Origin of the sequence: Mumia sp. zg.B17 (assembly GCF_019550915.1) — a bacterium.
Classification (GTDB): Bacteria; Actinomycetota; Actinomycetes; order Propionibacteriales; family Nocardioidaceae; genus Mumia.
The window spans coordinates 356,529-379,043 of sequence record NZ_JAHWCI010000008.1 but is presented as its reverse complement, the minus strand read 5'-3'; the positions used below and the strand labels follow the sequence as shown (position 1 = coordinate 379,043).

At 69.8% G+C, this 22,515-nt stretch carries 21 protein-coding genes and 3 tRNA genes; 11 read left to right on the top strand and 13 right to left on the bottom strand.

Annotated features, from left to right (window positions below):
* Positions 1-15: 15 nt before the first annotated feature.
* From KV097_RS15125 to KV097_RS15115, 3 genes are all read right to left on the bottom strand, one after another.
* Positions 16-918, bottom strand: coding sequence for a universal stress protein (locus KV097_RS15125; RefSeq protein WP_220366331.1), 903 nt, complete (start codon positions 916-918; stop codon positions 16-18).
* A gap of 410 nt (positions 919-1,328) precedes the next feature.
* Positions 1,329-1,402: transfer RNA gene (locus tag KV097_RS15120), tRNA-Phe, on the bottom strand.
* A 99-nt stretch (positions 1,403-1,501) separates the two neighbouring features.
* A complete protein-coding gene (locus KV097_RS15115) occupies positions 1,502-2,110 on the bottom strand; it encodes a malonic semialdehyde reductase (protein WP_220343276.1) in 609 nt (202 codons plus the stop codon).
* Between the two features lie 86 nt (positions 2,111-2,196).
* On the opposite strand from KV097_RS15115, the gene KV097_RS15110 reads away from it, so the two are divergent.
* On the top strand, positions 2,197-3,060 hold the full coding sequence (locus KV097_RS15110) for an SDR family NAD(P)-dependent oxidoreductase (RefSeq protein WP_220343277.1): 864 nt from the start codon (positions 2,197-2,199) through the stop codon (positions 3,058-3,060).
* Positions 3,061-3,100: 40 nt separating this feature from the next.
* Here KV097_RS15110 and KV097_RS15105 read toward each other — a convergent pair.
* Positions 3,101-3,177: transfer RNA gene (locus KV097_RS15105), tRNA-Asp, on the bottom strand.
* A 109-nt stretch (positions 3,178-3,286) separates the two neighbouring features.
* Positions 3,287-3,362: transfer RNA gene (locus KV097_RS15100), tRNA-Glu, on the bottom strand.
* 108 nt (positions 3,363-3,470) lie between these two features.
* Between KV097_RS15100 and KV097_RS15095 the strand changes: the two genes are divergently transcribed.
* The 5 genes from KV097_RS15095 to KV097_RS15075 all read left to right on the top strand — a co-directional run bounded on the left by KV097_RS15095 (position 3,471) and on the right by KV097_RS15075 (position 7,757).
* Complete coding sequence (locus tag KV097_RS15095) at positions 3,471-3,812, top strand: metallopeptidase family protein (RefSeq protein ID WP_255559746.1); 342 nt, start codon at positions 3,471-3,473, stop codon at positions 3,810-3,812.
* Between the two features lie 2 nt (positions 3,813-3,814).
* The gene (locus KV097_RS15090; RefSeq protein WP_220366330.1) at positions 3,815-4,555 is read left to right on the top strand and encodes a pirin family protein; all 741 of its coding nucleotides are present in this window, start codon (positions 3,815-3,817) and stop codon (positions 4,553-4,555) included.
* The gene (aroQ, locus tag KV097_RS15085; RefSeq protein ID WP_255559660.1) at positions 4,555-4,977 is read left to right on the top strand and encodes a type II 3-dehydroquinate dehydratase; all 423 of its coding nucleotides are present in this window, start codon (positions 4,555-4,557) and stop codon (positions 4,975-4,977) included. Before KV097_RS15090 ends, aroQ begins: the two co-directional genes overlap by 1 nt.
* An 84-nt stretch (positions 4,978-5,061) precedes the next feature.
* Complete coding sequence (locus KV097_RS15080) at positions 5,062-6,468, top strand: FAD-binding oxidoreductase (protein WP_308289448.1); 1,407 nt, start codon at positions 5,062-5,064, stop codon at positions 6,466-6,468.
* A complete protein-coding gene (locus KV097_RS15075) occupies positions 6,465-7,757 on the top strand; it encodes a cyclopropane-fatty-acyl-phospholipid synthase family protein (RefSeq protein WP_220366329.1) in 1,293 nt (430 codons plus the stop codon). Before KV097_RS15080 ends, KV097_RS15075 begins: the two co-directional genes overlap by 4 nt.
* Positions 7,758-7,831: 74 nt before the next feature.
* Here KV097_RS15075 and KV097_RS15070 read toward each other — a convergent pair whose 3' ends face one another.
* The gene (locus tag KV097_RS15070; RefSeq protein ID WP_220366328.1) at positions 7,832-10,018 is read right to left on the bottom strand and encodes an MMPL family transporter; all 2,187 of its coding nucleotides are present in this window, start codon (positions 10,016-10,018) and stop codon (positions 7,832-7,834) included.
* A 167-nt stretch (positions 10,019-10,185) separates the two neighbouring features.
* Between KV097_RS15070 and KV097_RS15065 the strand changes: the two genes are divergently transcribed.
* The 3 genes from KV097_RS15065 (at position 10,186) to KV097_RS15055 (ending at position 12,506) form a co-directional block, all read left to right on the top strand.
* Positions 10,186-11,490, top strand: coding sequence for a sensor domain-containing protein (locus tag KV097_RS15065; RefSeq protein ID WP_220366327.1), 1,305 nt, complete (start codon positions 10,186-10,188; stop codon positions 11,488-11,490).
* Positions 11,442-12,086, top strand: coding sequence for a response regulator transcription factor (locus tag KV097_RS15060; RefSeq protein ID WP_220366326.1), 645 nt, complete (start codon positions 11,442-11,444; stop codon positions 12,084-12,086). The genes KV097_RS15065 and KV097_RS15060 overlap by 49 nt, the downstream gene beginning before the upstream one ends.
* A 99-nt stretch (positions 12,087-12,185) precedes the next feature.
* Positions 12,186-12,506, top strand: coding sequence for a DUF2812 domain-containing protein (locus KV097_RS15055; RefSeq protein WP_220343285.1), 321 nt, complete (start codon positions 12,186-12,188; stop codon positions 12,504-12,506).
* A gap of 96 nt (positions 12,507-12,602) precedes the next feature.
* Here the strand turns inward: KV097_RS15055 and KV097_RS15050 are convergent, their stop codons facing one another.
* A complete protein-coding gene (locus KV097_RS15050; protein ID WP_220343286.1) occupies positions 12,603-13,391 on the bottom strand; it encodes an exodeoxyribonuclease III in 789 nt (262 codons plus the stop codon).
* A 145-nt stretch (positions 13,392-13,536) separates the two neighbouring features.
* Here KV097_RS15050 and KV097_RS15045 point away from each other — a divergent pair, with 145 nt between their 5' ends.
* Together KV097_RS15045 and KV097_RS15040 are read left to right on the top strand one after the other, a co-directional pair.
* A complete protein-coding gene (locus tag KV097_RS15045) occupies positions 13,537-15,846 on the top strand; it encodes an Orn/Lys/Arg decarboxylase N-terminal domain-containing protein (protein ID WP_220366325.1) in 2,310 nt (769 codons plus the stop codon).
* 39 nt (positions 15,847-15,885) lie between these two features.
* Positions 15,886-16,239, top strand: coding sequence for a VOC family protein (locus KV097_RS15040; protein ID WP_220343288.1), 354 nt, complete (start codon positions 15,886-15,888; stop codon positions 16,237-16,239).
* Positions 16,240-16,266: 27 nt separating this feature from the next.
* Here KV097_RS15040 and mnhG read toward each other — a convergent pair whose 3' ends face one another.
* Genes mnhG through KV097_RS15010 form a run of 6 tightly spaced genes read right to left on the bottom strand, consistent with a single transcriptional unit; the run spans position 16,267 to position 22,507 of the window.
* Positions 16,267-16,605, bottom strand: a complete 339-nt coding sequence (gene mnhG / locus KV097_RS15035; protein WP_220343289.1) for a monovalent cation/H(+) antiporter subunit G — start codon at positions 16,603-16,605, stop codon at positions 16,267-16,269.
* Positions 16,602-16,955: a monovalent cation/H+ antiporter complex subunit F gene (locus KV097_RS15030; RefSeq protein ID WP_220343290.1), complete on the bottom strand. Its 354-nt coding sequence runs from the start codon at positions 16,953-16,955 to the stop codon at positions 16,602-16,604. The genes mnhG and KV097_RS15030 overlap by 4 nt, the downstream gene beginning before the upstream one ends.
* Positions 16,952-17,560, bottom strand: coding sequence for a Na+/H+ antiporter subunit E (locus KV097_RS15025; protein ID WP_220343291.1), 609 nt, complete (start codon positions 17,558-17,560; stop codon positions 16,952-16,954). Before KV097_RS15025 ends, KV097_RS15030 begins: the two co-directional genes overlap by 4 nt.
* On the bottom strand, positions 17,557-19,176 hold the full coding sequence (locus KV097_RS15020) for a Na+/H+ antiporter subunit D (RefSeq protein WP_255559659.1): 1,620 nt from the start codon (positions 19,174-19,176) through the stop codon (positions 17,557-17,559). Before KV097_RS15020 ends, KV097_RS15025 begins: the two co-directional genes overlap by 4 nt.
* On the bottom strand, positions 19,173-19,613 hold the full coding sequence (locus KV097_RS15015) for a Na(+)/H(+) antiporter subunit C (protein WP_220343292.1): 441 nt from the start codon (positions 19,611-19,613) through the stop codon (positions 19,173-19,175). The genes KV097_RS15020 and KV097_RS15015 overlap by 4 nt, the downstream gene beginning before the upstream one ends.
* A complete protein-coding gene (locus KV097_RS15010) occupies positions 19,610-22,507 on the bottom strand; it encodes a Na+/H+ antiporter subunit A (protein ID WP_220366324.1) in 2,898 nt (965 codons plus the stop codon). Before KV097_RS15010 ends, KV097_RS15015 begins: the two co-directional genes overlap by 4 nt.
* Positions 22,508-22,515: the final 8 nt, after the last annotated feature.

Below are 22,515 nucleotides of genomic sequence, written 5' to 3'. Positions count from 1 at the left end.
TCACAGGGCCGGGGATCAGGACGTCCCCTCGGCGGCAGTCGGCTCGGCGTCTGCCGCGAGCGGTGCCACGACGAGCGGGCATGCGGTGGTACGGATCAGCGCCCCCGTCACCGATCCGAGGGCGACCCCCCGAGGCAGAGGCCGGGTCCGGCGTCCGACGACGAGCACGTCGCTCTCGGCGCTCGCCCGTGCCAGTGCCGTCGCGGGCCGCTCGTACTCGACCACCACGTCGACCGTGACGTCGCCGTGGCGTTGGACCCAGGGCGCCACCGTCTCCTCCAGTCGGAGCCGTGCCGCCTCGCGCCACGACTGCTCGCTGGTCCGGGCGAAGATCACGTCGTCGTAGAACGTCGGCGCCCGCCAGGCGTGCAGCACGGTGAGCCTCGCGCCGCGCACGTGCGCAAGATCGAACCCGAGGTCGAGGGCCTCCGCGGAGATGGCGGTCTCGTCGATCCCGACCACGATCCGGCCGCGCGCCTCGCCCGCGTGCCAGCCCGCCGGCACCATCGCGACGGGACATGCGGCTCGGGCAGCGACCCCGCTGATGATCGAGCCGGTGAAGACCCGGCCGAGCGCCGATATGTCACGTCGTCGGAGGACGAGGAGCGAGGCATCCGACGACGCCCTCAGCAGCACGCCCACGGTCCCGCCCTCGGCGAGCAGGGTGAGGATCTCCACCCGGTCGCCGGCGATCTTGCTGAACCGGTCGAAGGTCTCGGCGAGAAGCTGGTTGGCGACCTCGCGCCGATCGTTCTCCGGGATCACCGGGCTGGCGGCGTGGTAGTCCGGGTTGTACGCGTGGACGAGGAGGATCGGCACGCCCCGTCGCTCGGCGGCGTCGACGGCGAAGCGGAGCACGTCGTCGTCCATGGTGCTCGCAGCGACGCCTACGACGACAGGCGCTGTGGTGGTGGTCATCGTCTCGTCCTCCCGAAGGTCGGCACCGGCGCGGATGTCACCGATGACGCCATCGTCCGCCCGGAAGGACTGCCCTGCCACCGCCACGAACGCTCAGCGCTCGCGCGCGGCCGCCTCCTGCAGGAACGGACGGGTCAACATCACGATCTCCTCGAGATGCGTCTCGAGCGCGAAGTGGCCGGCGTCGAGCAGATGGATCTCGGGATCTGGTCGATCCCGGGGCGGTCGAGACGAGCCTGGTCCTTCTCGCCCTCGTCGCGAACGGCGCGATGGTGATGGCACCCATCACGGGCTCCCCAGCCACGGCCGACGACGCGAAGGCCACTGCGCGGATCCTCGTCGAGGCAGCGGTGCGCGCACCCGGATAAACAGAAGACCGCAGCTCGCTGGGCGAGATCTGCGGTCGTGGGTGGCCAGGGCCGGGGTCGAACCGGCGACCTTCCGCTTTTCAGGCGGACGCTCGTACCAACTGAGCTACCTGGCCGTCTGTCTCCTCGGGGCTCTCGCCTCAAGAAGCAGCCCGGCGTGACCCGGGCGCGCACCACTATACAAGGCGAGGCGCGGTCCGGATCACCCGGTCAGGTCACGCGACAGTGACCACGCTGGCCGCGTCGAGGCGGGGCAGGCGATCGCGGTAGGCGTCCTCGGCGGGATGACCGATGTTGACGATCACGAGCGACCTGAGACCGGTGCCGTCGAAGAACTCCTTGTCGACCCCCGCGGCGTCGAAGCCTGTCATCGGGCCGGCATAGAGGCCGGCGGCGCGCACGCCCACGATGAAGTAGCCGATCTGGAGGCCGGCGCTCAGCCTGGCCATCGACTCCCGCTGGTCGGCGACCGGCTCGAGCGCGTCGCGCATGCCGGGCGCGTGCGGGAAGACCTCGGGAAGGGTCTCGTGGAAGTCGACGTCGGCCGCGAGGATCGCGACCAGAGGCGCGGCGCCGGTCTTGGCTCGGTTGCCCTCCGACATGTGCGGCAGCAGGCGCTGGCGGGCCTCGCCGTCGGTCACCAGAGTGATCCGCAGCGGCTGGCAGTTCATCGCCGTCGGCCCGAACTTCACCAGGTCGTACACGGCGCGGATCTCGTCGACGGTGACGGGTTCGTCGGTGAAGGCGTTGGCAGTGCGGGCCTCGCGGAAGAGGAGGTCCTGCGCGGCTCGGGGCAGCGCGAGCTCGGGGAGGGTCACGGTCATGTGTCGTGAAACGAGTGGCATTTTCAGTTTCATCCTCAAACCAGTGTGGTTCGTGCCACCATCGGCTGAAGCGTGAGGAAGGTCAGATGCCACGACGTCGTACGGAGAGCGTGGGCGCGTCCGCAGGTCGGCCGCTCAGTGGTCAGGTGGCGGTCGTGACCGGCGGTTCGCGCGGTCTCGGGTTCGGGTTCGCCGACGCCCTCGGTCGGGCGGGTGCTCGCGTCGTCGTGGCGTCCCTGCCGGGCAGCGGTGTCCCCGAAGCCGTGAGCCGTCTGGCACAGAGCGGCGTCGAGGCCGTCGGCGTCGAGGCCGACGTCACCGATCTCGCCGCGGTCGAGGGCATCCGCGACCGAGCGCTGGAGTGGGGTGGCCTGGACGTCTGGGTCAACAACGCAGGTGTCTCAGGGATCTACGGTCCGACCCACCTGACGCCGGTCGACGTCTTCGACCGGATCGTCGACGTCAACATCCGTGCGGTCCACCACGGCACCCGGACGGCCGTGACCACGATGCTCGAACAGGGCCGCGGCCACGTGGTCAACGTGTGGGGCAAAGGCTCGACCAAGCCGGTGCCGTGGCAGAACGCCTACGCCACGTCGAAGGCGTGGAACCGTCAGTACACCCGGACGGTGCGCTCGGAGATCGCGGGCGCCGGGGTGCGGGTGCACGGGTTCGACCCCGGTCTGGTGAGGACGGAGATGCTGAGCGAGGTGACCGTCACCCCGGGCATGGAACAGCGAGTCGCCGCACTGCCCTGGGTCGTGGGCCTGTGGGGGCAGGTGCCGGAGCTGGCGGCGGCGCCGATCGTGCCGTTGGTGGTCGGGGACCGCGACGACCACGTCGACCTGACGGTCCCGACGATCCTCGGCCGAGGGCTGCGTTCTGTGCTGCGGGGCAACCTGCGCCGCAGCCGCCGCATGCCGATCACGGTCCGTACGCTCGCGGAATAACGACGAAGGGCCCGAACCTGACGGCTCGGACCCTTCGTGCTGGCGACCCTGACGAGACTCGAACTCGCGACCTCCGCCGTGACAGGGCGGCGCGCTAACCAACTGCGCTACAGGGCCATCTTCAGTTGTCACCGCTCAGCGGTGCGAGCACCACTTTAGCGGACGGTTCGGACGACTCCAAAACCGGGGTCGGACTCCCCGCACGCACCGCCTGAACTCCGAGCGATGGTGCCCCCAACGGGATTCGAACCCGTGCTACCGCCTTGAAAGGGCGACGTCCTAGGCCACTAGACGATGAGGGCGTACGCGCACGACGGCGCGGACGGTTCATCGTACGGGCAGCGTCCTCCGGCCGCCAAAGCCGGTGACGTCGACCTGGGGCCCTCAGGCAGACTGGACCCGTGATCGACATGTCGCCGGACCGCTTCGCCGAGCTCGTCGAGCGGGCGTTCGACGAGCTGCCACCGGACCTCACCGGGCTCCTCGAGAACGTCGTGCTCCTCATCGAGGACGACGCGCCCGACGACGACCCGACCTTGCTCGGCCTCTACGACGGCATCCCGGTCACCGAGCGGACCAGCGCATACGGCGGTGTCCTGCCCGACCGCATCACGATCTACCGGAACCCGACGCTCGCGATCTGCGACACCGAGCAGGACGTCGTCGAGGAGGTCGGCATCACGGTCGCGCACGAGATCGCGCACTACTTCGGGATCGACGACGACCGGCTGCACGAGCTGGGGTACGCGTGAGGATGTTCCGCCGCCGCGGCCGCCGTGGCGCGGCGGGACGGGACGTGCGTGTGATCCGCTGCGACGAGCGCTACACGTCGCGTCGCGACGGCATCACGACACGCCACAGCTTCTCGTACGGAGACCACTACGACGCCGACAACGTCGCGTTCGGACCGCTGCGTGCGGTGAACGAGGAGTGGCTCGAGCCCGGGGCCGGCTACGACAGCCACCGCCACAGCGACGTCGAGATCGTGACCTGGGTCCTGGCCGGCGCCCTCGCCCACGAGGACTCCACGGGTGCCCGCGGCGTGCTGCGACCGGGCGAGGTCCAGCACATCAGCGCTCGTGCCGGGGTCGAGCACACCGAGCGCAACCACTCGACGACCGAGCCGCTGCACTTCCTCCAGATGATGCTCGCCCCGTCCGACGCCGAGCTCGCCGACCCTCGTCCGGGACCGCCGGCGTACCGGCAGTGGGACCTCCAGGGGGCGCGAGGGTATCTCCTCGACGTGCTCTGGGTGCGTGACGGCGTGATGCTGCACGCGGCGCTGCTGGACGCCGGTGACGTCGTCGACCTGCCCGAGGACGGCCTCGTCCACCTGCACGTGACCCGTGGCCGGGTCGAGGCGGACGGCGAGACGTTGGAGCACGGTGACGTGCTCCGGGCGACGGGCGAGGGGCCGCTGCGTGTGAAGGGGATCACGCCGTCGGAGATACTGGCGTGGCACCTCCGTCCCAGCACCGACCCAGGAGCAGCGTGATGGCCACCGTCCTCGTACTCAACGGCCCCAACCTCGACCGGCTCGGGACGCGGGAGCCCGCCGTCTACGGCGACCGCACGTACGACGACCTCGTCGCGCTGTGCCACGCGGCGGGGGCCGAGCTCGACCTCACCGTCGACGTACGCCAGACCGCCAGCGAGGCCGAGATGATCGGGTGGTTGCACGACGCTGCCGACGCCGGCCACCCCGTCGTGATCAACGCCGGCGCCTGGACGCACACGTCGGTCGCGATCCGCGACGCGGCGGCGATGCTCACAGCCCCGATGGTCGAGGTGCACATCACGAACGTGCACGCCCGCGAGGAGTTCCGGCACCACTCGTACCTCTCCGCGGTCGCGACGGGCGTCATCGTCGGGCTCGGGTTCGAGGGGTACGTCGCCGCGCTGCGGTTCCTCGCGTAGGCGCACGGCGCCGCCGGTGTCACCGGTCGGACGTTACGGACATTTACGTGGCGACCGTCCGTGGTCGTGCCTAGGGTGATCACCGTGAGCGATCTGGTCGGACAACATGCCCACGACGACGCGGTGCGCAGGCTCAGGGCCTCATACGGCTCCATCCCCGACGGTTCGCCCGTCCGGCTGGCCAAGCGCACGACCAACCTCTTCCGACCTCGTGACGCCTCCGACGCACCCGGGCTCGACGTCAGCGGGCTCGGCGGGGTGATCAGCGTCGACATCGACGCCGCCACGGGAGTCGCAACCGCCGACGTACAGGGCATGTGCACCTACGAGGACCTCGTCGCGGTGACGCTCGCGCGCGGCTTCATGCCGTACGTCGTGCCGCAGCTGCGCACGATCACCCTCGGCGGTGCCGTCACCGGACTCGGGATCGAGGCGACGTCGTTCCGCCACGGACTCCCGCACGAGTCCGTGCTGGAGATGGACGTCTTCACCGGGGCGGGGGAGGTCGTCACGTGCAGCCGCGAGGAGCACAGCGACCTGTTCCTCGCCTTCCCCAACTCCTACGGCACGCTCGGCTACGCCACCCGCATCCGCATCCCGCTGGAGAAGGCCCCGGGCTGGGTCCGGCTCCGGCACCTCCGCTTCGACGACCCGACGTCGGCCGCGGCCGCGATCAGCCGCATCGTCGGCGAGCGCAGCCACGACGGCGTGCGTGTCGACGCGATAGACGGCACCGCGTTCAGCCCTGGCGAGATCTATCTGACGCTGGCCGAGATGACCGACGAGCCGCAGGCGGTCAGCGACTACACCGGGCAGCAGATCTACTACCGCTCGGTGCGTGAGCGCAGCAGCGACGCGCTCACGGCCCACGACTACCTGTGGCGGTGGGACACCGACTGGTTCTGGTGCAGCGGCGCGTTCGGTGCCCAGAACCCGACGCTGCGGCGCCTGTGGCCCCGCAATCGCCGGCGCAGTGACGTCTACCAGAAGATGGTCGGGCTCGACACGCGCTACGGCCTCGCGCACCGGCTCGACCGTCTCAAGCGCAACGGCGTCGAGAAGCGAGAGCGGGTCATCCAGGACATCGAGGTCCCCGTGGACCGGCTGGCGGAGTTCCTCGCGTGGTTCGACGCCGAGGTGGGGATGCGCCCGGTCTGGTTGTGCCCGCTGCGGCTCCGTGAGCCAGACGGCCCGGGCAGCGCGACCCGCTGGCCGCTCTATCCGCTCGAGCCCGGCACGACCTACGTCAACGTCGGGTTCTGGGGCACCGTCGCCGTGCCCGCGGACGCGCCGGCGGGCATGGTCAACCGTCGCGTCGAGGAGAAGGTCCACGCGCTCGGCGGTCACAAGTCGCTCTACTCGGAGGCGTTCTACGACGCCGAGACCTTCGCAGACCTCTACAACGTGCCCCATCTCACCGAGGTGAAGGCGGTGTACGACCCCAAGGACCGGTTGACCGGCCTGTACGAGAAAGCGGTGAAACGTCGATGACCACTCTTGCCAAGTCCTCGATCACACTGGGCGAGGCCGTGGAGCGCCTCGTGCCCGGCGAGCTCTCGTTCCGGTTCGAAGGCTACGACGACAGCAGCGCGGGCCCGGCAGACGCGCCGATCACCGTCCGCATCGTCAACGAGCGGGGCCTGTCCTACATCATGAGCGCGCCCGGCGACCTCGGCTTCGCGCGCGCCTACGTCAGCGGTGACCTCGAGCTCGACGGTGTGCACCCGGGTGACCCGTACGACGCCCTGGTCCACCTGCAGAACAAGACGCGCCTGCGGGCACCGTCGGCCGCGGAGACGTTCCGCGTCGTCAAGGCGCTCGGCCTCTCGCACCTGGTCCCGCCGCCGGCGCCGCCCCAGGAGCACCTGCCCCGGTGGCGCCGAGCGGTCGAGGGCCTGCGGCACACCAAGAGCCGCGACGCGGCGGCGATCCACCACCACTACGACGTGTCCAACCGGTTCTACGAGCTGGTGCTCGGCCCGTCGATGACCTACACGTGCGCGGTGTTCCCCAAGCCCGACTCGACGCTCGAGGAGGCTCAGTTCGAGAAGTACGACCTGGTCTGCCGCAAGCTCGACCTCCGGCCGGGCCAGCGTCTGCTCGACATCGGCTGCGGGTGGGGCGGCATGGTGCGCCATGCGGCGAAGCACTACGGCGTGAAGGTCATCGGCGCGACCCTGTCGGAGCAGCAGGCGATCTGGGCGCAGCAGGCCATCGCCCGTGAAGGCCTCTCCGACCTCGCGGAGGTGCGGTTCTCCGACTATCGCGACGTGCCCGAGGGCGGCTTCGACGCGATCAGCTCGATCGGTCTCACCGAGCACATCGGCGTCCACAACTACGCCTCCTACTTCGGCTTCATCCGCGACCACCTCAAGGTCGGCGGGCGGATGCTCAACCACTGCATCACGCGACCGGACAACCGCACACGAGCGACGGCGGGGCAGTTCATCGACCGCTACGTCTTCCCCGACGGCGAGCTGACGGGGTCCGGCCGCATCATCACCGAGGTGCAAGATGCCGGGCTCGAGGTCCAGCACGAGGAGAACCTCCGGCTGCACTACGCGATGACCCTGCGTGAGTGGAACCACAACCTCCGCGACAACTGGGACGAGGCGGTCGCCGAGGTCGGTGTCGCGACCGCCAAGGTGTGGGGTCTCTACATGGCCGGATCCCGGCTCGGGTTCGACCGCAACTCGATCCAGCTGCACCACGTGCTCGCGACCAAGACCTCCCCGACCGGGCAGATCGACTTCCCGCTCCGGCCGACCTGGGGGAGCTGACCGGCACCCACGCCGTACGCAACGACATCGCGACCCCCGATGGTCGCGATGTCGATGCGTGTCAGCCGATCGGGTCATGCAGCGGGCACCACCTCCCGCGTCCGCTCAGGGCGGCGCAGCGAGCCCAGGTGCTTGTCCAGCAGCACGAGCGCCGCAGGGAGCAGGACCAGCCGGACGATCGTGGCGTCGACCAGGATCGCCACCGAGAGCCCGACGCCCATCTGCTTCATCTCCAGCATCGACAGCGTCGCGAACACCGCGAAGACCGACACCATCACGGCCGCCGCACTCGTGACGACGCTCGCGGTCTCGCGCACGCCGTACTCGACGGCGAGCCGTGTCGACAGTCCCCGCCGCATCCCTTCACGGACCCGGCTCATCACGAACACGTGGTAGTCCATCGAGAGTCCGATCAGGACCACGAAGCAGAAGAGCGGCACCCAGTCCACCACGAAGCCCGGTGACGTGAAGTCGAGCAGGCCCTCGGCCCACGTGTTCTGGAAGACGAGCGTCATCACGCCGAAGGCAGCGCCCACCGACAACAGGTTGAGCCCCGTCGTGAGCAGTGCGACCGCCCCGCTGCGGAACACGACAGCCATCATCACCAGCGTCAGCAGGAGCACGAACCCGACCACGAGCGGCAAGGCGCCACGCTGGTTGTCCTGGCTGTCCATCGTGGCGGCCACGTCACCCCCGAGCGCCCACTCCACCCGGCCGAGGTCGTCGAAGGCTGCGGGACCGGCCGTGTCGCGGAGCTCAGAGACCGCGTCCTCGTTCGCCTGCTCTCCGTCGGCCCCGGCGGCGGTCAGTCGGAGGACCGAGGTCCGTCCGTCCGCGGCCACCGCCACCGGCTCGGCGTCCGAGGCGAGCCCCTCCGCCTGGGCGCGAGTCGCGAGATCGTCGAGTGCCCGGCCGACCTCCGTGGCGTTCCCGTCGGCCCGCGCCACCACCTCGATCGTCGGCCGTTCCGCAGGGAAGTGGCGCTGCACGTCGTGATAGGTGGCCACGGCAGGGAGCTCCTGAGGCAGGGTGTCGATCGTCCCCTCGTGCAGCTTCATCCCCAGCGCCGGTGCGGAGAGTGCGAGCAGAAGACCGACCGAGACCAGCAGGGAGGTCTTGGGGCGGGCGAGGACGGGACGGATGAGGCGCTTGCTGATCCCGCCTTCGCCGATACGGCGGTTCAGCCGCCACAGCAGGGGGATCCGTGGTCGGTCGACCCACCGGCCGAGCTTGGCCAGCAGCGCCGGCAGGACCGTCACCGAGCCGACCATCGCGACAGCCACCACGAGGATGGCCCCGACCGCGAGTCCAGCGAAGACGGTGTCACGGGTCAGGAAGAGACCCGACATCGCGACGATCACCGCGACTCCGGCGACCACGACGGCACGCCCCGAGGTCGCAGCAGCGATCTCGATCGCGTCGATCGTGCTCGCACCCTTGCGACGCTCCTCACGCTCGCGCTTGAGGTAGAACAACGAGTAGTCCACGCCGACCGCCATCCCGATCATGAGGATCACGCTGGCGACGGTCCCTGAGTCGGGGATCAGGGCGGAGGCTACGGCGTACAGGCCCATCGCGGTCAGCACGCACGAGAACGCGAGTGCCACGGGGATCAGGGCAGCGGTCAGGGCGCCGAAGGCCACGATCATGATCAGCAGCGTGATCGGGAGGCTGCGTGCCTCGCCCGACCCGAGATCCTCGCCGACGCGCTCGTCGATCTGGGTGCCGATCGACTCCCCACCGGTCTGGGCGATGTCGACCCCGGGGTTGCCTTCCGCGACCTCGGCGGTGGAGGCCTGCAACGCCTCCACCGTCGCGTCGAGGTCGTCGACACCCTTCTCCAACGTCAGCGGCACGAGCATCGCGGAGCGGTCCTCGGACCACGTCGGTGGCCCGACGGCGTCGACGTGCGCGATGCCCTCGGCACCGGCGCGCAGCGACTCGTACGCCTGATCGGCGGCCGTACGCTCCAGCACCCCGCTCTCGGCAGTGATCAGGACAACCTCGCCCGGGGCGCTCTCCAGGTTCGCGTCGCGGATCATCTCCGCCGCACGCCCCGACTCCCCGACGCCGTAGTCGTCGTCGGACATGCTCTGCGTCGGCACGACGGCCATCAGCGCCATCGCGCCGACGACCAGCGTCAACCAGAGGGTGAGCGCGCGCCACGGGTGGGTCGCGCTCCAACGGGCGACCCGCACGACCGGCGAGCGGCGTGTGGGGCTGCTTGCTCGCCTGTGCGGAAGAGGTGCGGTGGTCGTCATGATGGCCTCTCGGATCGTCCGGATCGTTCGTCGACGACGATTCCGCCTCGCGTGCTCCCGATCACGGGTGCGAGACCCCGGACCATGGTGGTGCTAGGTCCACTGTCTGCGGCGCCCCTCTGACCGACAGTGGGAGCATGGCCACGACAGCGGACCCAGGAGTCATGATGAGCTTGCCCACGGGTGCACCCGAGTCGGACGCCGGATCGCGGCGCACGTCACGGTTCGCGCTGACCGGGCTCGCCCTCGTCTACCTGGTGCTCGGGATCCCGACGCTGATCACGCTGATCGTGATCACCGTCGCGATCCCGCTCGGCGTCCTGGGCATCGGGCTCGCGGCCCTCGCCGCGTTCGTGCCGTTCCTGCGACAGCTCGCCAACGTGCACCGCTACTTCGCGACCCAGGTCCTCCGGACCTCGGTGCTCAGCCCGTACCACCAGCGCGAGTCGCACGGCGTCAACGTCGTCGTGAAGGACTGGGCGCGAGACCCCGCGCGATGGCGTGACCTCGGCTGGTCGTACGCCTCGGTGACGGTGGGATGGGTCCTCTCGTGGGTCCCGGTGCTGCTGCTGCTGGGTGTGGTGTGGTTCCTGATCTTCCCCTTCATCTACGCGGTGACTCCCGCTGGCGTCTTCGACATGGACTGGCGTCTCGTGCAGGTCCACGACGTGGCGTCGTCCTTCGCGATGTGGGTGCCCGCTGCGCTGTGCGTCCTGGCCTGGTGGTTCGTCACGCCGCCGGTGAGCCGCCTGCGTGTGCGGATGGACCTCGCGCTGCTGTCGCCGACGCGCGCCGAGCTCGAGAAGAGGCTGGCCGAGGTGTCGGCGTCTCGTACGGAGACGATCGACCACTCCGCTGCCGAGCTGCGGCGCATCGAGCGCGACCTGCACGACGGTGCACAGGCGCGGCTGGTGTCGCTCGGGATGAGCCTGGGGCTGGCCGAGCAGCTGATGCGTACCGACCCGGAGGCGGCTTCCCGGCTGATCGAGGAGGCGCGGCTGACCACGACGTCGGCTCTCGGTGACCTGCGCTCGGTCGTCCGCGGGATCCACCCGCCGGTGCTGGCCGACCGCGGGCTCGTCGGAGCGGCGCAGGCGCTGATGCTCGATCTGGCGGTCCCGACGTCGTTCTCCGCGGTGGTGCCCGGAAGGGCGCCCGAGCCGGTGGAGTCGGCGATGTACTTCGCGATCGCCGAGGCGCTCGCCAACGTCGTCAAGCACTCCGGTGCCACCGCGGCTTCGGTGGACCTGGCGCACGACGGCGAGCGGCTGCGGACGGTCGTGGCCGACAACGGCCGAGGCGGTGCTGACCCGGCCGGCGGCACGGGGCTTGACGGAATCGCTCGCCGTTTGGCCGCCTTCGACGGCACCATGGTGGTCGAGAGCCCCGCCGGGGGACCCACCGTCGTCACCATGGAGCTGCCGTGCGCGTTGTCATCGCCGAAGACCTCGCCCTCCTCAGGGACGGCCTGACGCGCCTGCTCGAGGCCAACGACTTCACGGTCGTCGCCGCGGTCGACAACGCCCCGTCGCTGGCGAAGGCGCTGCGCGAGGTCGACGTGGACGTCGCGGTCGTGGACGTACGGATGCCTCCGACGTTCACCGACGAGGGGCTGCGGACGGCGATCGAGGCGCGCGCGGCGCGGCCGGGGCTGCCGGTGCTCGTGCTGTCGCAGTACGTCGAGCAGCTGTACGCGCGTGAGCTCCTGTCGTCGGGCGAGGGGGCCGTGGGTTATCTGCTGAAGGACCGGATCGCCGATGTCGATCGGTTCGTCGACGCCGTCCGTCAGGTGGCCGGCGGCGGCACGGTGCTCGACCCGGAGGTCGTGTCGACCCTGCTGTCCAAGGCCGCCGCCAACCGGCCGGTGGACCGTCTGACCGACCGGGAGCGCGAGGTGCTGGGCCTGATGGCGGAGGGCCGCTCCAACGCGGCGATCGCGGCGCGCCTGTTCGTGACCGAGAAGGCGATCGCGAAGCACACCAACAGCATTTTTGCCAAGCTCGACCTCCCGGTCTCCGCCGACGACAACCGCCGCATCCTCGCCGTCCTCGCCTACCTGCAGGACTGACAGACCCCTCGGGCGGCCGCGGGTCACTCCCTGGCGCTCGCGGGTCACTGTCTGGCGCTCGCGGGTCACTGTCTGGCGCTCGCGAGTCACCATGGAGCCATGACTGGTGACACGCGAGCATGGTGGCTCGTCCCCCTCCGTGTACGCGGGACTGAGCGGCTGGAGGTCTGGTTCGAGGACCAGGCCAGTCGCGGTTGGGTCGCCGAGCACCTCGGATTCTTGAGCGCCGTACGCCTGGTGCTGCACCATCGCGTGGATCCGCCGCGCTACCGCTATGTCATCGACCCCCGTCGCTTCCCCGACGTGGTCGAAGACGACCTGCTCCGTGCGGCTGGCTGGGAGGAGGTCGGGACCCTGGGTGGCAAGGATGTCTGGCGTGCTCCGTACGAAGGTGCGCGGCCCGACCTGCTTGGACACTGACCCGCGGGCGCAAGATAGTGACCCGCGGGCGCAAGATAGTGACCCGCGAGCCCCAGAGGGTGACCCGCGAGCGCAAGAGAGTGACCCGTGGGCGGGTCAGGCGAGGTCGACGACCACGGGGGCGTGGTCGGACGCGCCCTTGCCCTTGCGCTCCTGCCGATCGATCGACGCGCCGGTGACCCGAGCCGCGAGCGCCGGGGAGCACAGGGCGAAGTCGATCCGCATGCCTTCGCGTCGGGGGAAGCGCAGCTGGGTGTAGTCCCAGTAGGTGTAGACGCCAGGCCCGGGCGTGTGCGGGCGGACGACGTCGGAGTAGCCCGCGTCCTCGATCGCGGCGAACGCCTCTCGCTCGAGCTTGGAGACGTGCGTGCTGCCCTCGAACTTGGCCATGTCCCACACGTCGTCGTCGTGGGGGGCGATGTTCCAGTCGCCGGTCAGGGCGATCTGCGCCTGCGGATCGTCCGCGAGCCAGCCGGCGGCGTCGTCGCGGAGCTGGCGGAGCCACTCGAGCTTGTAGACGTAGTGGGGATCATCGAGCTTGCGACCGTTGGGCACATAGAGCGACCACACGCGTACGCCGCCGCAGACCGCGGAGATCGCGCGCGCCTCGGCGGCAGCGGGGTCACCCCACGTCGGCATGTCGGCGAAGCCGGTCTGCACGTCCTCGAGGCCGACGCGCGAGATGATCGCGACGCCGTTCCACTGCGACAGGCCGTGGTGCGCGACCTCGTAGCCGGCCGCCAGCAGCGGCAGCTCGGGGAACTGGTCGTCACGGCACTTGGTCTCCTGGATCGCCAGCACGTCCACGTCGCTGCGCTCGAGCCACGCAGTGACGCGGTCGATGCGCGAACGGATGGAGTTGACGTTCCACGTGGCGATCCGCATGAGGACGACCGTACCCGGCGGCGAGGACAGGCCGACGCCGGAGCCCCGGTCTGGACGCGTACGGATATGAGACCCTGTCGTTCGATTTGTCGTGGTCGGAACGTAGTATTTTGCGGAGGTACGGCACAGAGCGGGAGGATTTTCGGTGAGGGAACTGGCTGAGGGGTCGATGACCGCGCGGACCCTGAAGGTCCTCATCGTGGACGAACGCCCCCAGACCTCCACCGCCCACGAGGAGATGCTCCGCCGCGTGGTGCAGGAGCTCGAGCGGATCGACGTACGGACCGAGTTCGCGCCGAGCCCCGACGACGCCGTCCTCCGCATCGCCTCCGATGCCTCGCTCTGCGCCGTGATCGCCGACGCCGGCGGTGACTCCGACCAGCACGAGGCCCACGTCGACCCCGACCACCTGACCTCGTTCCTGGCCGGGGTCCGGGCACGCAACAGCGACCTTCCCGTGTTCGTGATGACAGGGACCCGCGGCGCCGACTCGCTCGACACCGCCGTCCTGCGCGAGGTCGACCAGCTGATCTATCTCCTCGACGACACCCCCTCGTGGATCGCCGGGCGCATCCGCAACGCCGCCGAGCGCTACCGGCAGGACGTCCTTCCTCCGATGTTCGGTGCGCTCGTCGCGTTCTCGCGCAAGCACGAGTACTCCTGGCACACCCCGGGGCACGAGGGCGGCGCCGCGTTCCTCCGCTCGCCCGCGGGCCGGGCGTTCTGGGAGTTCTTCGGCGAGCAGACGTTCCGTTCCGACCTCTCGGTGTCCGTCCACGAGCTGGGGTCGCTGCTCCACCACACCGGTCCGATCGGCGAGGCCGAGCGCCGGGCCGCCACGATCTTCGGCGCGGACATGACCTACTTCGTCACCAACGGCACCTCCACCTCCAACCGGGTCCTGCACCAGGCGTCGGTCGTGGCTGGCGACGTGATGGTCCTCGACCGCAACGCGCACAAGTCGATCGAGCAGGCCGCGACGCTCACCCACGGCGTGCCGGTCTATCTCACGACCACCCGCAACCACCTCGGCATCATCGGGCCCGTTCCGCCGAGCGAGCTCACCCGCGAGGCGGTCGCCGCCAAGCTGGCGGAGTCGCCCTTGGTCGCGGACGCGTCGGTGCGGCCGGCGATCGCGATGATCACCAACTCGACGTACGACGGCCTGCTCTACCACGTGCCGACCGTCGAGCAGACGCTCGGCGAGCACATCGACCGGCTCCACTTCGACGAGGCGTGGTACGGCTACGCGGCGTTCCACCCGATCTATGCCGAGCGCTTCGCGATGCACACCGGGGAGCGCGCCGCGGACGCGCCGACGACCTTCGCGACGCAGTCCACGCACAAGCTCCTGGCCGCACTGTCGCAGGCGTCGTACCTGCACGTCCGCAACGGCCGCAACCCGGTGGACCACGACCTCTTCAACGAGGCCTACATGATGCACGCCTCCACGTCGCCGCTGTACGCGATCATCGCGTCGAACGACGTGTCCGCAGCGATGATGTCGGGTCGTGGCGGCCCGTTGCTGACCGGGATCTCGATCCAGGAGGCGGTCTCGTTCCGGCGTACGCTCGCGCGCGTCGCCGCCGAGACGCCGGAGGACGACTGGGCGCTGGTGCCGTGGCAGCCCGAGACGGTGACGTTGTCGGACGGGTCGAAGGCCCGCTTCGAGGACGCCGACGAGGAGTGGCTGTGCGGATCGGCGGAGCCGTGGCTGCTGCGTGCGGGCGAGGACTGGCACGGCTTCGACCTCCCCGACCGCTACGCGATGCTCGACCCGATCAAGGTCACCGTGGTGACGCCCGGTGTCCGGCCCGACGGGACCATGGCGGACTTCGGGGTCCCGGCGCCGATCCTGGCGGCCTACCTCGAGCAGCAGGCGTCGATCGTGGTCGAGAAGACCCAGTCCTACTCGATCCTCCTGCTGTTCTCGATCGGAGTGACGCGCGGCAAGTGGGGCTCCCTCGTCACGACGCTGATGTCCTTCAAACGGGATCTCGACGCGAACCGGCCGCTGGAGCAGGTGCTGCCCGCGACGTACGCCCAGGACCCGCGCCGCTACGCCGGCATGGGATTGAGCGACCTGGCCAGGGAGCAGCACGCCACGATCGTCCAGACGGGGATGCTGTCGGTGCAGTCCGAGGCCTTCGGCACCCACCCGGATCCGGTGATGACGCCCGCGCAGGCGTACGCCCACGTGGTCCGCGGGACGGTGGACGCCGTCCCGCTCGACCAGTTGGCCGGACGGACGCTGGCCATCGGGCTCGTCCCGTACCCGCCCGGGATCCCGTTGGTGATGCCGGGTGAGTCCGCAGGCCACGACGACAGTCCGTTCCTCGCGTACCTGCGCGCGCTGGAGGAGTTCGACCGCCGATTCCCCGGGTTCGAGCACGAGACCCACGGGATCGAGATCGTCGACGGACGGTACGTCGCTCGCTGCGTCCGCGCGTCCTGACCGTCGGCCGATGTCCCTGCCGCCCACTAGCGTGGGTGCATGACACTGAACCTGGCCATGATCACCGTCGACACGACCGATGCCCTCGCCCTCGGAGGCTGGTGGGCAGAGCAGCTCGGGGGAGAGATCGAAGCCGACAACGACGGCTCGTTCGTGGTCGTGGCGGCGCCCGGCAACCCCTCCCGGCTCGGCTTCCAGAAGGTCGAGCGCCCGACACCCGGCCAGAACAAGCTTCACCTCGACCTGGTCGCCGACGATGTCGACGCCGAGGTGGCGCGACTGGAGGCCGCCGGTGCGGAGAAGGTCGACACCCACACGATGGGTGACTTCGGCTGGGTGACGATGGCCGATCCGGACGGCAACTACTTCGACGTCGCGCGCTCGGAGGGCTGACGACTCGCCTCAGCCCTTGGCCGCGGGCTAGTCCTCGGAGAGGCGCTCGTCGACGAGCCGCTCGTCGGGCTCCTTGTCACCGGTGCGATACACGGCTCGGCCGAGCATGTGCGCGGCGACGGGGGCGGTGAGCAGCTGGAAGGCCGCGACGAGGACGAGCAGGCCGAGGTCGCTCCAGTGCTCCATCCGCAGCGCGATGCCGATCAGGATGAGGAGCAGGCCGAGCACCTGCGGCTTGGTGGCGGCGTGCATCCGGCTGAACAGGTTGTTGAAGCGGATGATGCCGATCGCGGCGATGAGTGCCATGAAGGCGCCGACGAGCAGGCAGAACGCCGAGGCAATGTCGCGGATCAGATCGAGGTTCATCGCGACACCGGCATCCCTCCGGCGAAACCGCCGCCGCTTCCGCCGCCGGTGCCGTCCGAACGCTCGGAGTCGTCAGATTCGTCGGGCTCGTCGCCGGTGGCGAATCGCGCGATGCTCACGGAGCCGACCATGCCGACGAGCGAGAGAACGACCAGGATCGGCAGCGTGTCGGTGTGACGGTTGTAGGCAGCCTCCACGCCGAGCCCTCCGACGAGGACGGCCACGAGCACGTCGATCGCGACCGCACGGTTGGGCATCGACGGCCCGAGTGCGGCGCGGACGACGCAGAGCAGCGCGGCGAGCCCGAGCATGCCGCCGGCGATCCAGGCGACCACGGTCATCCACGTCATGTCGGCTCAGCTCCGTTAGTCGTGGCACGGCGAATGTGGGCGGGCAGAGCCGGCGGCGGCTGCTCGATGCGGGCGATGTCCTCGGCGCTGCCCAGCGCCCGGACGACACGCTCCTCCTCGGCCCACACCCGCTGGCGTGCGGCCTCGACGTCGTCGAGGCTCAGGGTCTCGAGGACGTGGATCTGGATCGTCCAGTCCTCGCGGGCGATCTCGATGAGAAGGCTTCCGGGGACCAGCGACACGATCTCGGACGTGAGCATGAGCGCGAGCTCGCTGCGGGTACGCATCGGCACGACGAGGACGGAGTTGACCGGTTGGTGGCCGAACCGCAGCACGACCCTCGCGACCTGGATGCTCGACAGCACGAGATCTCGGAAGAACGCATAGATCAGCACGGCGAGACGCCAGGGATGCACCCGGCCGGCGAAGTCGATGGGCGGCAGCGGGAACACCCGGATGATCGCCACGGAGATCGCGAGCCCGGCGAGGATGTTGCCGACGCTGAACTCGCCCCACAGCAGGACCCAGACGAGGGTCAACCACGAGATGACCGGCCACTCGAGCGCCATCCGGGCCTGCCGACGACGGGAGGTGTCAGGACTCACGGCGTCACCGCCGCCGCGTCGTCGGGGGTGCTGCCGTCGTCGAGGACCGTCTGGATGTACGGCGTCCGGTCCCGCAGCTCGGAGGCCGCGCGCTCGGTGATCCCGAAGAGTGGTCCGGCGACCAGCGTCAGCGCCGTCCCGAGCGCGACGAGCGTCAGGGTGGGCGCGACCATGGCGCGCGGGAGGGAGCGTACGGAGGTGACGGTGACGGTGTCACCCCACGGCTCGCCCGACTTCGTGCCCGTGCTGGGAACCCACTCGCCGACGTCGTCGGGCTCCTCGGCGCGGGGTCGCCAGAAGGCGCGGTTCCAGGTCTTGGCGATCGCGTACAGCGTGAGCAGGCTCGTCACGATGGACGCGGCGACCACCAGGTAGGCCAGCCAGCCGGCGCGGTCGACGCCTGCCTGCACGAGTGCGACCTTGCCGAGGAACCCGGAGAACGGAGGTATCCCCGAGAGGTTCATCGCGGGCAGGAAGAACATCAGCGCGAGCACCGGCGCCGCCTTGGCCAGCCCGCCGAGATGCTCGAGGGACGTCGAGCCTCCGCGGATCTCGATGAGACCGGTGACGAGGAAGAGCGTCGTCTGGATGGTGATGTGGTGGACGATGTAGAAGATCGCGCCGGCGAGCCCGAGGTCGGAGGCGATCGCGACACCGAACACCATGTAGCCGATGTGGCTGACCAAGGTGAACGAGAGCATACGTTTGATGTCGGACTGGGCGATCGCGCCGAGGATGCCGATCAGCATCGTGAGCAGGGCCGCCCACAGCAGCAGGTCCGACAGCGGGCTGTCAGGGAAGAGCAGCGTCTGCACGCGCATGATCGCGTAGACGCCCACCTTGGTCAGCAGGCCGGCGAACACCGCCGTGACGGGAGCGGGAGCGGTCGGGTAGGAGTCGGGAAGCCACGCCGACAGCGGGAAGACCGCCGCCTTGATCGCGAACGCCGTGAGCAGCATCAGCTGCAGCACGATCCGCACACCCTCCGGGACCTGCTGGAGCTTGACGGCGAGGTCGGCCATGTTGACGGTGCCCGTCGCCGCGTAGACCCCGGCGATGGCGATGAGGAAGAGCATCGACGACAGCACGGACACGACGACGTACGTGGTCCCGGCGCGCACTCGTGGACCCGTGCCCCCGAGCGTGATGAGCACGTAGCTGGCCGCCAGCAGCACCTCGAAGCCGACGTAGAGGTTGAAGAGGTCGCCGGAGAGGAACGCGTTGGAGACGCCTGCGACGAGGACCAGGTAGGTGGGGTAGAAGACGGAGAGCGGAGTCTCGCGCCCGAACTCGATGATGCCCTGACCGACGGAGTACGCGAGGACCGACAGCGTCACGATCGCCGAGACGAGCAGGAGCAGCGCCGACAACCGGTCCGCGACGAGGACGATGCCCATCCGTGCCGGCCAACCCCCGACGTACACGACCTGCGGGCCGTCACGGTCGGCCGCCCACAGCAGCGTCCCGGCGATCACGACGATCGCCGAGAGGACGACGAAGCTGATCACCCGCTGCGCGCGGGCGTTCTGGCCGAGGGCGAGGCAGAGGCCGGCGCCGAAGAGCGCCAGCACGACGGGCAGCGGGATGAGGAAGGACATCGCGGAGTCGGCGGTCATCGCTGCGCCCCCTCGGTGTCGGCGCCTTCCTCGTCCGGGTCGCCGGTGCCTTCCTCGTACGACTGCGACGCCTCGTCGAGGTCGGCCAACCGCATGATGAGGCGGTCCTCCACGTCGTCCTGCACCTCGTCGTGGCCCTCGAGCTGCCACGACCTGTAGGCCATCGCGAGCAGGAATGCCGCCACCCCGAGCGTGATCACGATCGCCGTCAGCACCATGGCCTGCGGGAGCGGGTCGCTCATCGGAGAGGGGTCGCTCTCGTCGACGATCGGGGCCCGCCCGGGCGCCCCGGAGGCGACGATGAAGATCAGGTTGACGGCGTTGCCGACGAGCAGCGTGCCGACGACGATCCGGGTGAGGCTCCGCTCGAGGAGCAGGGTGACACCGCACGCGAAGGTCACTCCGATGACCACGATGAGGACGATGTTGACGGTCATCGGACACCTCCCGTCATCGGAGCGGTCTCGTTGTCGGCGTACGAACCGGGCAGCTCGGGGAGGTCGTCCTCCGCGTCCGCGTCGACGCCGCCGCCGAGGCTGCGCAGGATGTCGAGCATCAGACCGAACACGACGAGGTAGACGCCGATGTCGAAGAAGAGGGACGTCACCAGCTTGATGTCGCCGATCGCGAAGACGTGGAACTTGACGATCGCGCTCTGGAGCACCTGGCCACCGAAGAGGAGGGGAGCGAGCGCGGCGGCGGTCGCGGTCGAGAGTCCGAGCCCGAGGACGCGTCCGGCGTCGACGGGCGCCGCCTCGTCCAGCTCGAAGCGGCCGCCGGCGAGGTAGCGGACCATCAGCGCCAGCCCGGCCATGAGTCCACCGGCGAACCCACCACCAGGGCCGTTGTGGCCGGCGAACACGAGCCAGATCGAGAACAGGATGATCGTGTGGAACACCAGCCGGGTGACGATCTCGAAGATGACCGAGCGGCGCTCGTCCGACAGGGTCTTGCCGGCGCGCAGCCACCGTCCGGTGGACTCGTCCGACGGCAGCGGGTTGGCGGGGCTCTGTGCGCCACCGCGACCGGTGATGAGGAAGATCAGCGACGCTACGCCGGTCGCGGCGACCACGAGGACCGACAGCTCGCCCATCGTGTCCCAGGCGCGGATGTCGACGAGGGTGACGTTGACGATGTTCTTGCCGCCTCCGTAGGTCACCGCCTCCTCCGGGAACGTCACCGAGACCGGTGCGCCGACCCGCACTCCCGCTGCCGCGAGTGCGATCGCGGAGGCGAAGATCCCCGAGAGAGCGCCGATGCTGACACGCAGCCAGCGCGCGCGCGTGAAGGGACGGTCGGAGAAGTACGGCGCCATCCGCCGCAGCACCAGGACGAACACCACGAGCGTGACCGTCTCGACGAGCACCTGCGTCAGAGCGAGGTCCGGGGCTCCGTGCAGAAGGAAGAGCATCGCCGTGCAGTAGCCGGAGACCCCGGCGAGGAGGACCGCCTTGAGCCGACGGCGAGACCGGACCGTGAGCACCGCTGCCGTGGCCATCAGGACCGCGGCGACCGCCTGGGCCGCGGAGTCGAACCAGACGAGATCGTCGGTCCAGGTGCGGTTGAGGAGGAGCTGGCTCCCAGGCACGAGAAGCACGATCACCAGGATGGAGCCCAGGTAGAACGGCAGCGAGCCTCGCTGCGTACGGCCCGTGACCTCGACCGCCAGCCGGTCGGTGCCGCGCATGACGGCCTCGTACGCGCGTTCGGCCGACGGCATCCAGGCCGCGCGGGGGACGACGCTGGTGCGCTGCTGCCACACGAAGAGCGCGATACCTCCGAGCACGGCGACTGCCGAGAGCCCGAGCGCGGGGTTGAGGCCGTGCCACAGTGCGAGCTCGGCGTGGTGCTCGCCGGCGGGAAAGAGGTGGTCGTAGCCCGACCAGAGCTCGGTGAGGCGGTGTCCGAAGAACGCGAGGACGACGGAGGCGACGGCCAGCAGGGCGGTCGGCGCCGCGAAGCCCACTGGGACGCGTACGAGGTCGGCCGGCCGGTCCACGCCCGGCTTGTCGCCGAAGACACCCCAGACGAACCGCAGGGAGTAGGCCATCGTCAGGAGGGAGCCGCCGACGAGTCCGGCGAGCACGACCGAGCCGGCGAACGGCCCGATGCCGGTGCCGTCCCCGGTCGCGACCACGTCGACGAACGCCGCGTAGATCGACTCCTTGGCGACGAAGCCGAGCATGGGCGGAATGCCCGCCATCGATGCCGCAGCGATCACGGTGAAGCCGAAGAGCCACGGCATCGCCGAGCGCAGCTGAGAGAGCTTGCGCAGGTCGCGGGTGTGCGCGGAGTGGTCGACGATGCCGACGACCATGAACAACGCTGCCTTGAAGAGGGCGTGGGCGACGACCATCGCGATTCCGGCGAGCGCCGCGGCGCGGGTGCCGAGTCCGACGACGGCGACCAGGAAGCCCAGCTGACTGACGGTGCCGTAGGCGAGGAGCAGCTTGACGTCGTGCTGCCCGAGCGCCCGGACACCGCCGACGATCATCGTCAGCACGCCGAGGGCGAGAAGGGTCGGCCGCCACAACGACGTGTCGGCGAAGGTCGGTGCCATCACGGCCACCAGGAAGACGCCGGCCTTGACCATCGCGGCCGCGTGCAGATAGGCGCTCACCGGGGTGGGGGCCGCCATCGCGCCGGGGAGCCAGAAGTGGAACGGGATGAGCGCGGACTTGCTGAGGGCGCCGGCGAGAACGAGCCCGATTGCAGTCGTCGTGGCTGCTCCCGAGGGAGCGAGCGTCATGATCTCGTCGATGCGGTAGGAGTCGGCGCTCTGGCCGAGCATGATGAAGCCGACGAGCATCGCCAGGCCGCCGAAGGTCGTGACCAGCAACGCGGTCATCGCGGCACGCCGGTTGGCCACGCGCTCGGGGTTGTGCCCGATGAGGATGTAGGAGAAGACGGTCGTGAGCTCCCAGAACACGTAGAGGAGCAGGACGTCCCGGGAGAGCACCAGGCCGAGCATCGAGCCGGCGAAGGCGGTGAACGCGCCGGAGAACCGCCACAGCGCCGGGTCGTACGCCTTGAAGTACCACGTGCAGTAGACGAGGACGAGCGCGCCGATGCCGGTGACCAGCAGGGCGAGGGTCCAGCTGAGGGTGTCGAGGCGCAGGGCGATCTCGAGCCCCATCGTCGGAACCCACTCGTAGGTCTCGGTGAGCGTCGTCGGGTCGGGTCCGGTGACCTCGGGGGCCTGGAAGAGGAGCCAGACGAACGTCCCCCCGGGCGCGAGGGCGAGAACCGGGAAGGCGTAGCGGTCCGTCCTCTGGACGAGGGCAGGCGCCAACGCCGCGGCGACCAGGTGGACCAGGAGAACGACGAGCATCAGGACGA

Coding starts and splice junctions, on each gene's coding strand:
- KV097_RS15010 (WP_220366324.1), bottom strand. CDS start 22,507: ATGCTCGTCGTTCTCCTGGTCCACCTGGTCGCCGCGGCGTTGGCGCCT.
- KV097_RS15090 (WP_220366330.1), top strand. CDS start 3,815: ATGTTCCGCCGCCGCGGCCGCCGTGGCGCGGCGGGACGGGACGTGCGT.
- KV097_RS15055 (WP_220343285.1), top strand. CDS start 12,186: ATGACTGGTGACACGCGAGCATGGTGGCTCGTCCCCCTCCGTGTACGC.
- KV097_RS15070 (WP_220366328.1), bottom strand. CDS start 10,018: ATGACGACCACCGCACCTCTTCCGCACAGGCGAGCAAGCAGCCCCACA.
- KV097_RS15125 (WP_220366331.1), bottom strand. CDS start 918: ATGACCACCACCACAGCGCCTGTCGTCGTAGGCGTCGCTGCGAGCACC.
- KV097_RS15065 (WP_220366327.1), top strand. CDS start 10,186: ATGAGCTTGCCCACGGGTGCACCCGAGTCGGACGCCGGATCGCGGCGC.
- KV097_RS15110 (WP_220343277.1), top strand. CDS start 2,197: ATGCCACGACGTCGTACGGAGAGCGTGGGCGCGTCCGCAGGTCGGCCG.
- aroQ (WP_255559660.1), top strand. CDS start 4,555: ATGGCCACCGTCCTCGTACTCAACGGCCCCAACCTCGACCGGCTCGGG.
- KV097_RS15040 (WP_220343288.1), top strand. CDS start 15,886: ATGACACTGAACCTGGCCATGATCACCGTCGACACGACCGATGCCCTC.
- KV097_RS15015 (WP_220343292.1), bottom strand. CDS start 19,613: ATGACCGTCAACATCGTCCTCATCGTGGTCATCGGAGTGACCTTCGCG.
- mnhG (WP_220343289.1), bottom strand. CDS start 16,605: ATGAACCTCGATCTGATCCGCGACATTGCCTCGGCGTTCTGCCTGCTC.
- KV097_RS15075 (WP_220366329.1), top strand. CDS start 6,465: ATGACCACTCTTGCCAAGTCCTCGATCACACTGGGCGAGGCCGTGGAG.
- KV097_RS15050 (WP_220343286.1), bottom strand. CDS start 13,391: ATGCGGATCGCCACGTGGAACGTCAACTCCATCCGTTCGCGCATCGAC.
- KV097_RS15030 (WP_220343290.1), bottom strand. CDS start 16,955: ATGACGTGGATGACCGTGGTCGCCTGGATCGCCGGCGGCATGCTCGGG.
- KV097_RS15020 (WP_255559659.1), bottom strand. CDS start 19,176: ATGACCGCCGACTCCGCGATGTCCTTCCTCATCCCGCTGCCCGTCGTG.
- KV097_RS15095 (WP_255559746.1), top strand. CDS start 3,471: ATGTCGCCGGACCGCTTCGCCGAGCTCGTCGAGCGGGCGTTCGACGAG.
- KV097_RS15115 (WP_220343276.1), bottom strand. CDS start 2,110: ATGACCGTGACCCTCCCCGAGCTCGCGCTGCCCCGAGCCGCGCAGGAC.